The organism is Pseudomonas sp. NPDC087817, assembly GCF_044742875.1.
In the GTDB taxonomy this organism is placed as follows: Bacteria; Pseudomonadota; Gammaproteobacteria; order Pseudomonadales; family Pseudomonadaceae; genus Aquipseudomonas.
Genome location: NZ_JBIUVJ010000053.1, coordinates 27,579 through 36,488, shown reverse-complemented (window position 1 = coordinate 36,488; position 8,910 = coordinate 27,579). Strand labels below are relative to the sequence as shown.

Below are 8,910 nucleotides of genomic sequence, written 5' to 3'. Positions count from 1 at the left end.
AGAAATACCACCAGCTCGTATTTTTTCTCCTAAACCACATCACGCCGGAAAAGGCGGCCAAGATACGGCACATCGCCAAGAAATGGCACCTTATCTACGACCTTGCTTTGAGTATTTGAGAAAACGCCCCCAATCACGATGGTCTCGCCGTCGTTTACCAGCACTTTGGCGTTGACCTCGTTCTTTTTGATCGGCGGTACATCCTGCACTTTGTTCAGGTAATCAGGCTCGTCCTTGGTGACCTTGACCTCCATGATGATGCGGTTGTCCGGGGTGATCTGCGGCGTCACCTCCAGCGACAGCGAAGCTTCCTTGAACGACACCGAAGTGGCGCCACTTGAGCTGGCCTCCTGATAAGGAATTTCGGTGCCCTTGAGGATCTTCGCGGTCTCCTTGTCGGAAGTCACCACCTTGGGCTGCGAGACGATTTCACCATTGCCGGTTTTCTCCATGGCAGTCAGCTCAAGATCGAGCAAAACGTTGTCGGTGATGAAGGCAATGCCAATCCCCGAAGTATTGTTGACGGTGCCCATGTCGACGAACGGCGAATTGGTGCTGGTGCTGCCCGGGGTGCCGATGGTGGTCGACGAGCCGTTACTGACGCCGGAAGTGTTCCAGTTGCCCTTGTTCTGGATCGACCCACCCCAGCGCACGCCCAGGCTCTTGTCGTAATCGACGTTGGCTTCGACGATTCGCGCCTCGATCATCACCTGACGCACGGGAATATCCAGTTGCGCCACGATTCGCCGTAGTTCGTCGAGCCGGTCCTGAGTCTGGTAGGCAATGATGTTGTTGGTTCGCTCGTCGACGGTGATCGAGCCGCGCTCGTCGATTTTCGCTTCGGCGCTGGTCACCGACTGGAACAGCTTGGCGATGTCGGCAGCCTTGGCGTAGTTCACCTGCAGCAGTTCACGGCGCAGCGGTGCCAGTTCGGCGATCTGTTTTTGCGACTCCAGTTCCTGCCGCTCGCGGGCGGCGATTTCGTCTGCCGGGGCGACCAGCAGCACATTGCCGATCTTGCGCTTGTCCAGCCCCTTGGTTTTCAGCACCAGATCCAGCGCCTGATCCCATGGCACATTTTGCAGACGCAGAGTGATGCCGCCCTGCACCGTATCGCTGGCCACCAGATTGAGGTTGGTGAAGTCGGCGATCAGTTGCAGCACCGAGCGCACGTCGATGTCCTGAAAATTCAGCGACAGCTTGTCGCCGACGTAGGCCTGACGATCGGCGTTGCGCTTTTGCAGATCGTCGACGGTCATCGGACGGATGCTGACGGTCAACTTGTTGTCGGTCTGGTAGGTGGAATAGTCGAAGGTACCGCTGGGCTCAACGGTAATGATCGCGCGATCGCCTGTTGCAGCAGCGTTGACGAACTGCACGGGCGTGGCGAAATCCTTGACGTCGAGGCGTACCCGCAGCTTGTCGGGCAATTGCGTGCGGGCGAAGCTGAGGATGATCTTGCCGTCATGTTCCTGAATATCCGGAGCGATGGTCGGGTCGGACAGGTCGATGACCACATTGCCTTCGCCTGCGGTGCCGCGCTGAAAGTCCACGCCGCGAATGGCTTTGGTTTTCGGCACGAACGCTTTGGCGGGAGCCCCTGCCGCAGTCGCGCGCACTGGAGCAACAGCGGCGGGACGGGGAGCGCTTGCCGGCGCCCCCTGACCGACCACCACGAACAGATTGTTGCCTTCGACTCGCGTGTTGTAAGGCGCTGGCTGGGTGAGATTGACGATCAGCCGCGTGCGATCCTTGGCCTCAACCACCGTGGCCGTGCGTGCGTTGCCACTGCCCAGATCGAGGTTTCTGCTGGCCAACTGACTGGCGACCCCGAGCAGATCCAGCGCGATTCGCGCCGGTGAATCGGTGGTGTAGCCCTTGGGTTGCGGCGGCGGGCCATCGAACGACAGCTTCAGTTCGACGCGGTCACCCGGCAACGCCGCCACGTCCAGCGTCTTCAGATTGGCCGCGAGTACCATCGGCGACATCAGCGCTATCCATAGCGAAAAACCGAGGGTGGAGAAAATCCTGTTCATTGTTCGACTTCCACTATGAGTGCTCTTTCAAAGGAATGGTGCGCGGACGTTCCAGCCAGGCGCCTTCGCCGTCGGGGACGATTTCGACCACATCGACCTGAGTGGCGCTGATGGCCACGATGCGACCGTCGTTGCGTCCCAGGTAATCGCCGACTTTCAGCCGATGCACACCGCCAGCTCCACGCAACAGCGCAAAAGAGCCAGTGGCGTTGGCAATCGTGCCGACCATCTCGAACTGCTCGATGTTGAAACCTTCGAGGTATTGCTTGACCCGATTGGGGTCGGGTTTGACGTTGCGCGAGCCGTGCCTTTGCCCGGCCAGATCGACGCGCACCTGGCGCGAAAAGGGACTGCGCAGGTTGGCGGCGCTGTAAGTAAAGGTCGGGTAAGAGCGGAATGTCGGCGTGGGCTCGATCTTGCCCGCCGGGCGCAACCGCACTTCATTCATGTAGGCATCGAGATCGCTGAAATCATCGCCACCACCACAACCGCTCAATGCCAGCAACACCACTGCCAGTGCGAAATAACGAGTCGGGCTCATTTCTGCAGCCCCTTGTCGTTATAGCGGTACGTCTTGGCGAGGATGCTCATGCGCAGTTTCGGCCCGCCTTCTTTATTGGCCGGCGCCAGTTCGAAGTCGTGCAGGGTAACGATGCGCGGCAACCCGGCCACACCACTGACGAAAGTGGCGAGGTCGTGATAGGCGCCGGTGACGGTGATCTGGATCGGCAGCTCGATGTAGAACGGCTGGGTGACCTCCGGAAGCAGTTTGATTTCTTCGAACTCAAGGCCGCTGCCCAGCCCGGTACGCGTGATGTCTTCCAGCAGGCCCGGTACCTCGGTGTCGCTGGGCAACTGTCGCAGCAACACGCCGAAGGAGTTTTCCATCTCCTTCATCTGTTGGGTGTACAGCTCCAGATTGGCGGAAATATGCGCCTTGCTGGCGAACTGCTCCTTGAGCGTGGTTTCCTCCTCGCGCTTGAGCTCAAGCTGGTTTTCCATGTCACTGATGAAAAAGTTATAGCCAAGCGCCAACACCAGCACCATCAACAACGCCCCGGCGATGGCTTTGACCGCGCCTGGCCAAGAGCCGATGTTGCTGGTGTCGAGGTCGTTGAAGTCGATGTTGCGCAAGCTTTCCAGCCAGTCGGACGGTTTCATTGGTCGTCCTCCAGCGTGTTCGGCTGAGTCTGACGAACGGTCAACTGAAAGACATTGGCCTGCTCCAGTTGATCGGCGGAAGTCGCTTTGACCTCAGTCAGGCTCGGTGCATCGAACCAGTCAGAGGCGTCCAGATTGCGCATCAACTCGGAGACACGATTGTTCGACTCGGCGGCGCCACTGATCGAAAGGATTTTTCCGGCCATTTTCACGTCAGTGAAATAAACGCCGTCCGGCAGCGTTCGCGCCAGTTGATCGAAGATTCGGCCGCTGACCTGCCGGTTGCCCTGCAGGTCCTGGATGATGCGCATGCGCTCGACCAGTTGCTGGCGGTGCGCCTTGAGGTCACTGATCTGTTTGATCCGCTCGTCGACTACGGCAATTTGCTTGCCGATGTAATCGTTGCGTGCGACTTGCCGATCGATGGCGGCGCTGACGATCTGGTCGGCGATAAACACCGCCCCCACCGAACCGGCCACTACGCCGATCAACGCCAGCAGGAAGCGTTTGCGCCGCTCTTCGCGGCGCTCCTCGCGCCAGGGTAAAAGGTTGATCCGCGCCATCAGTCGAAACTCCTGAGCGCGAGCCCGCAGGCAATCATCAGGGCCGGCGCGTCACTGGCCAGGGCTCCGGCGTTGACCTTGCTGCTCAAGGCCATGGCGGAAAATGGATTGGCCACTTGCGTCGGCGTGTCCAGGCGTTGCTCGATCAAACGATCCAGCCCCGGCACCGACGCCGTGCCACCGGCGAGCAGAATGTGATCGACCGCGTTGTACTGCCCGGAAGCGAAGAAGAATTGCAATGAACGCGACACCTGTTGCACCAGTGCTTCGCGAAACGGCTGCAGCACATCGCTGACGTAGTCGTCAGGCAGGCCGCCCTGCTTTTTCGCCAGCCCCGCCTGCTCGATTGTCAGGCCATAACGACGCTGGATTTCCTCGGTCAGTTGCCGGCCGCCGAACAACTGCTCGCGGGTGTAGATGATCTTGCCGTTGTGCAGGACGCTGAGGGTGGTCATGGTCGCGCCGATGTCGACCACCGCCACCGTCAGGCGCTCTTGCGACGCGGCCAGTTGCGTTGCGAGCAAGCCGAACGAGCGCTCCAGCGCATAAGCCTCGACATCGACCACGCGCGCGGTCAGCCCGGCGAGTGCCAGCGCCGCTTCACGGACTTCGACGTTTTCCTTGCGGCAGGCGGCGAGCAGTACGTTGACTCGCTCGGGGTTGCGCGCAGAAATGCCCTGGACTTCAAAGTCGATGGCGACCTCGTCCAGCGGATAGGGAATGTATTGGTCGGCTTCGATCTTGAGCTGATTTTCCAGCTCATCGTCGGACAGCCCGGCGTCCATTTCGATGATCTTGGTGATCACGGCAGAACCGGCCACCGCCACCGCGACGCTCTTGACCCCGGTGCGTGCCTTGACCAACACCCGGGTCAGAGCCTGGCCAACGCCTTCGAGTTCGGCGATGTTCTTTTCGACCACGGCGTTCGCCGGCAATGGCTCCACCGCATACGCCTCGACCCGGTAGCGATCACCCTGACGGCTCAGTTCCAACAGCTTCACTGACGTGGAGCTGATGTCGATCCCCAGTAACGTATTGGTCTTTTTATTGAAGAGTCCCAGCACTACCAATTCCCTATGACTTTCCGTGAGTTACGGACTCTGTAATACGCATTGCGTTCCTTCACCCCGTCTTGACAGAAGCGCAAATGACGCCCCCAGCAGAAAAGTGCTTATAATGCCCAGCGATTTTTTCCGCTTTTTACTGCCTGCGCGGATGGCTCTGTGTGTTGCCGCAGCCCCGTCGCCAAATTCATTCTTGCCCTGGATGTCCAAACGCCTTGATTCGTCTGCTGAAATTTTTCGGTTGGTCCATCGTCGCCGTTTTCTGCGGACTGCTTTTAGGTCTCAGCGGCGCGTATCTTTACCTTAGTCCGGGTTTGCCATCCGTGGAGGCTCTGAGAAGCATTCAGTTGCAGATTCCTCTGAGGGTCTACAGCAGCGATAACAAGTTGATCGCAGAATTTGGCGAAATGCGCCGTACGCCGATCCGTTTCGCCGACATTCCACCCAATTTCATCAATGCGTTACTAAGTGCTGAAGACGACAATTTCGCCAACCATTACGGCGTCGATCCAAGCAGCCTGATGCGTGCCGCGACCCAACTGGTCAAGAGCGGGCACATTCAGTCCGGCGGCAGCACCATCACCATGCAGGTGGCGAAGAACTTCTTCCTGACCAGCGAACGCAGCTTCTCGCGCAAAACCACCGAAATTCTTCTGGCCCTGCAGATCGAACGACAGCTGACCAAGGACGAGATCCTTGAGCTGTACGTCAACAAGATCTATCTGGGCAACCGCGCCTATGGCATCGAGGCGGCGGCGCAGGTGTATTACGGCAAGTCGATCCGCGACGTCAGCCTGGCGCAGATGGCGATGATCGCCGGCCTGCCGAAAGCCCCTTCGCGCTTCAACCCGTTGGCCAACCCGGCGCGCAGCAAAGAACGTCGCGACTGGATCCTCGGCCGCATGTACAAGCTCGGCAAGATAAGCGAGGCGGACTACACCGCCGCGATCAACGAACCGCTGAACGCCAGCTATCACGTGCCGACCCCGGAAGTGAACGCCCCGTACATCGCCGAAATGGCCCGTGCCGAAATGGTCGGCCGTTATGGTAGCGACGCTTACACCGAAGGTTTCCGCGTCACCACCACGGTGCCGAGCAATTTGCAGGAAATGGCCAACACCGCGCTGCACGAAGGTTTGATGACCTACGACCAGCGTCACGGCTACCGCGGCCCCGAGTCGCGCCTGCCGGGCAAGACCCGTGAGGCCTGGGCCAACGAACTGACCAAGCAACGCACCATCAGCAGTCTGGAACCGGCAATCGTCACGCAGGTCGAGAAGAACGGCCTGCAAGTGCTGACCCGCACCGGCGAAGAGCATGTGGCCTGGGACACGATGAAATGGGCCCGTCCATTCCTCAATACCAACAGCATGGGCGCCAACCCGCGTCAGCCGTCGGATGTGGCTCAGGTCGGTGATCTGGTTCGCGTGCAGCGCCAGAAGGACAACTCGCTGAAGTTCAGCCAGATTCCTCAGGCGCAAGGCGCGCTGGTGTCGCTGGATCCGCAGAACGGCGCGATCCGCTCGCTGGTCGGTGGTTTCGCCTTCGAGCAGAGCAACTACAACCGCGCCATGCAGGCCAAGCGTCAGCCGGGTTCAAGCTTCAAGCCGTTCGTCTACAGCGCCGCGCTGGATAGCGGCTACACCGCTGCGACGCTGGTCAACGACGCGCCGATCGTGTTTGTCGACGAGTATCTGGACAAGGTCTGGCGTCCGAAGAACGACACCAACACCTTCCTCGGCCCGATCCGTCTGCGTGAAGCGCTGTACAAGTCGCGCAACCTGGTGTCGATCCGCCTGTTGCAAGCCATGGGCGTGGGCAAGACCATCGACTACATCACCCGCTTCGGCTTCAACAAGCAGGACCTGCCGCCAAACCTGTCGCTGGCGCTGGGCACCGCGACCCTGACGCCGATGGAGATCGCTACTGGTTGGAGCACGTTTGCCAACGGCGGCTACAAGATCACCCCGTACATCATCGACAAGATCGAAAGCCGCAATGGCGACACGCTGTTCGTCGCCAACCCGCCAACCGTGCCGCAGGGTGGCTCGGCCACGGATGGCATTGCGGCGCCAGCCAATCAGTCGTTTACCGTCAACGCCGCACCGGTTCCGGGTGAAGCCCCGGGCGCTGCAGCGGCGCCCCAAGCGCCGGCCGTAGCCGAGCGGATTGTCGACGGTCGCACCACGTACATCCTCAACAGCATGTTGCAGGACGTGATCAAGCTCGGCACCGGTCGTCGTGCACTGGCTCTAGGCCGTAGCGACATCGCCGGTAAAACCGGTACGACCAACGAATCGAAAGATGCCTGGTTCTCCGGCTACAACGCCGATTACGTGACCACGGTCTGGACGGGCTTCGACCAGCCGGAAAGTCTCGGTCGTCGCGAGTTCGGCGGCACCGTGGCACTGCCGATCTGGATGAATTACATGGGCGCTGCACTGAAGGACAAGCCGCCTCACGTCCAGCCTGAGCCGGAAGGTTTGCTGAGCCTGCGAGTGGATCCGGTCAGCGGCCGTGCGGCGACGCCGAGCACGCCAGGGGCGTACTTCGAGCTGTTCAAGTCTGAAGACACGCCACCTTCGGTGAATGAGCTGGGTAATGGCACCGCGCCGGGTAGTCCGTTGCCGGCGGATGAACAGGCGCCGATCGATTTGTTCTGATCCCGAACCGACAAAAAGCCCCGCCTTCGTGAGAAGTGCGGGGCTTTTTTATACCTACCGGATTTGCAGCGGATGTACTGGCCCCATCGCTGGCAAGCCAGCTCCCACAGTGTTTGTGAAGCCTGCGCGATATCCGCCTCACTTCACCTTTTGTGGGAGCTGGCTTGCCAGCGAGGGGGCCGGCAGACCCGACACAAATTCTTCAGATAAACAAAAGCCCCGACTCTCACGAGCCGGGGCTTTTGTTTGAAGCGCTACAACAGCTTAGCCGTTGAACACGTCATCCACGCTTTTCAGCGGGTAGTTCTTCGGATACGGCAGGGTGGCCACACCGGTCTCGATTGCAGCCTTGGCCACAGCGTCGGAGATCAGGGTGATCAGGCGCTTGTCCATTGGCTTCGGAATGATGTACTCACGGCCGAATTCCAGCGGAGCACCACCGTAGGCATCGCATACGTCCTGTGGAACAGGCAGCTTGGCCAGTTCACGCAGGGCGTTGGCGGCAGCCACTTTCATTTCTTCGTTGATGCGCTTGGCGCGAACGTCCAGGGCACCACGGAAGATGAACGGGAAGCCCAGTACGTTGTTGACCTGGTTCGGGTAGTCCGAACGGCCGGTGGCCATGATCACGTCGCTGCGGGTGGCGTGTGCCAGTTCCGGGGAGATTTCCGGATCCGGGTTCGAGCAAGCGAACACGATCGGGTTGGCCGCCATCGACAGCAGGCCTTCAGCGCTCAGCAGGTTCGGGCCGGACAGGCCGACGAACACGTCAGCGCCTGCCAGTGCGTCAGCCAGGCTGCGCTTGTCGGTGGCGTGGGCGAACACCGCTTTGTACTGGTTCAGGTCGTCACGGCCGGAGTGGATCACGCCGGTACGGTCAACCATGAAGATGTTTTCGATGCGTGCACCCATGCTCACCAGCAGTTTCATGCAGGAGATGGCAGCAGCGCCGGCGCCCAGGCAGACGATTTTCGCTTCCGGCAGGGTTTTGCCGGCGATTTCCAGGGCGTTGATCATGCCCGCAGCGGTCACGATCGCGGTGCCGTGCTGGTCATCGTGGAACACCGGAATGTCGCACTGCTCGATCAGAGCGCGCTCGATCTCAAAGCACTCAGGGGCTTTGATGTCTTCCAGGTTGATACCACCGAAGGTGATGGAGATGCGTTTTACGGTGTCGATGAAGGCCTGCGGGCTTTCGGAATCCACTTCGATGTCGAAAACGTCGATGCCGGCGAAGCGCTTGAACAGCACGCCTTTACCTTCCATCACTGGCTTGGAGGCCAGTGGGCCGAGGTTACCCAGACCCAGAATCGCGGTGCCATCGGAAATGACTGCAACCAGGTTGCCCTTGCCGGTGTATTTGTAGGCCAGTTCAGGATCGCGAGCGATCTCACGCACTGGTTCAGCTACGCCGGGGCTGTAG

At 60.0% G+C, this 8,910-nt stretch carries 6 protein-coding genes and 1 pseudogene; 1 reads left to right on the top strand and 6 read right to left on the bottom strand.

What is annotated here, in order from left to right:
* Positions 1-32 precede the first annotated feature (32 nt).
* From pilQ to ACIONG_RS23940, 5 genes and pseudogenes are all read right to left on the bottom strand, one after another.
* Positions 33-2,036: pseudogene (gene pilQ, locus ACIONG_RS23960) on the bottom strand (type IV pilus secretin PilQ); the annotation flags it as partial.
* Positions 2,037-2,049: 13 nt separating this feature from the next.
* Positions 2,050-2,577, bottom strand: a complete 528-nt coding sequence (locus tag ACIONG_RS23955; protein ID WP_103305449.1) for a pilus assembly protein PilP — start codon at positions 2,575-2,577, stop codon at positions 2,050-2,052.
* A complete protein-coding gene (gene pilO / locus ACIONG_RS23950; protein ID WP_103305450.1) occupies positions 2,574-3,197 on the bottom strand; it encodes a type 4a pilus biogenesis protein PilO in 624 nt (207 codons plus the stop codon). The genes ACIONG_RS23955 and pilO overlap by 4 nt, the downstream gene beginning before the upstream one ends.
* Positions 3,194-3,760, bottom strand: a complete 567-nt coding sequence (locus ACIONG_RS23945) for a PilN domain-containing protein (RefSeq protein ID WP_401303112.1) — start codon at positions 3,758-3,760, stop codon at positions 3,194-3,196. Before ACIONG_RS23945 ends, pilO begins: the two co-directional genes overlap by 4 nt.
* The gene (locus tag ACIONG_RS23940; RefSeq protein WP_401303110.1) at positions 3,760-4,824 is read right to left on the bottom strand and encodes a pilus assembly protein PilM; all 1,065 of its coding nucleotides are present in this window, start codon (positions 4,822-4,824) and stop codon (positions 3,760-3,762) included. The genes ACIONG_RS23945 and ACIONG_RS23940 overlap by 1 nt, the downstream gene beginning before the upstream one ends.
* 218 nt (positions 4,825-5,042) lie before the next feature.
* On the opposite strand from ACIONG_RS23940, the gene ACIONG_RS23935 reads away from it, so the two are divergent.
* On the top strand, positions 5,043-7,487 hold the full coding sequence (locus ACIONG_RS23935) for a penicillin-binding protein 1A (protein ID WP_371919322.1): 2,445 nt from the start codon (positions 5,043-5,045) through the stop codon (positions 7,485-7,487).
* Positions 7,488-7,751: 264 nt separating this feature from the next.
* On the opposite strand, the gene ACIONG_RS23930 is transcribed toward ACIONG_RS23935, so the two are convergent.
* Positions 7,752-8,910 (bottom strand): malic enzyme-like NAD(P)-binding protein (locus ACIONG_RS23930; protein WP_401303108.1); only part of this gene is annotated, 1,159 nt, incomplete at its 5' end.

Bases quoted from the DNA above. Each gene is read 5' to 3' on its own strand.
- ACIONG_RS23945 (WP_401303112.1), bottom strand. From the start codon at position 3,760: ATGGCGCGGATCAACCTTTTACCCTGGCGCGAGGAGCGCCGCGAAGAG.
- ACIONG_RS23955 (WP_103305449.1), bottom strand. From the start codon at position 2,577: ATGAGCCCGACTCGTTATTTCGCACTGGCAGTGGTGTTGCTGGCATTG.
- pilO (WP_103305450.1), bottom strand. From the start codon at position 3,197: ATGAAACCGTCCGACTGGCTGGAAAGCTTGCGCAACATCGACTTCAAC.